This window comes from Frateuria defendens, from assembly GCF_001182895.1.
GTDB classification, from domain to species: domain Bacteria; phylum Pseudomonadota; class Gammaproteobacteria; order Xanthomonadales; family Rhodanobacteraceae; genus Frateuria_B; species Frateuria_B defendens.
Map to the genome: position 1 here is coordinate 1 of NZ_LFQR01000310.1, position 604 is coordinate 604.

The window sequence follows — 604 nt, forward strand, 5'->3', positions numbered from 1 at the left end:
AAAATATGATTATCATGAAGATAATAAAAAATAGACGACGCATTTATGCCGAGAAAATTTATTGATGTTGAGAAGAACCCTTAACTAAACTTGCAGACGAATGTCGGCATAGCGTGAGCTATTAAGCCGACCATTCGACAAGTTTTGGGATTGTTAAGGGTTCCGAGGCTCAACGTCAATAAAGCAATTGGAATAAATAGTATCTAAAGTAACCCGTATTTAAGATTACATTGTACATCCTTCGAAACCATAGTAGCTGCGATTCCAGCTAGGTTTCCTTTTATCCCAATTTTAGCTAATTTTTTTGCTACGCCCTTTAAGTTTTTGGCTTTAACATCTTCAAAAACTGCTGTGATTATGTTTCCAGTTAAAAGTTCTCCATATGAGTTTAAAACTTCAGAATAGAAACAGTCACCGCTATTTTTGTAGTTCCCACCAACTGCTCTAGGTGATATTGAACTAGTTTTCTTTTTATTCTCTATGTCGTTTTTTAGTTTTTGGAATCCTTCAGGAACATATCCATATCGAGATTTGGCATTTTCTAGATTAACATCTTTAGCTGTTCCGTCTTTATCTAAAATAATAATTTTGCCATATATGTATT

Annotated in this window: 1 protein-coding gene; it reads right to left on the reverse strand. The window is 33.8% G+C overall.

Annotated features, from left to right (window positions below):
* Positions 1 to 203: 203 nt before the first annotated feature.
* A partial coding sequence (locus ACH65_RS20500) for a hypothetical protein (protein ID WP_048525489.1) occupies positions 204 to 604 on the reverse strand: 401 nt, incomplete at its 5' end.